This is a genomic window from Wenzhouxiangella sp. XN24 (assembly GCF_011064545.1).
Taxonomy (GTDB): domain Bacteria; phylum Pseudomonadota; class Gammaproteobacteria; order Steroidobacterales; family XN24; genus XN24.
In genome coordinates, this window is the sequence record NZ_JAAMFG010000002.1 from 1 (window position 1) to 227 (window position 227).

Below are 227 nucleotides of genomic sequence, written 5' to 3' on the forward strand. Positions count from 1 at the left end.
TTCGCTGGTGACGCGGACTTCAATCCTGCCATCCAGGTGACGAGCGGCGAGGGCTACGGTGCCGGTGTGCACGTCGGGTTCGTGGCATTCACGGGCTACACGGCGGGCTTTGCTGCGAGCTTCGAGAACTTCGTGTTCAAGGTGAAGGGCGACGCCGGTAACCTGGCGGCCTTTGAGGTCAAGTTCATTGAGAACGGCGACACGGGCCAGGTTTACAACCTCGGGAC

The 227-nt window shown here is 61.7% G+C and carries 1 protein-coding gene; it reads left to right on the plus strand.

What is annotated here, in order from left to right; translation table 11 throughout:
- Positions 1 to 227: hypothetical protein (locus G6032_RS00010; protein WP_165280084.1), on the plus strand; the 227-nt coding region annotated here is incomplete at both ends.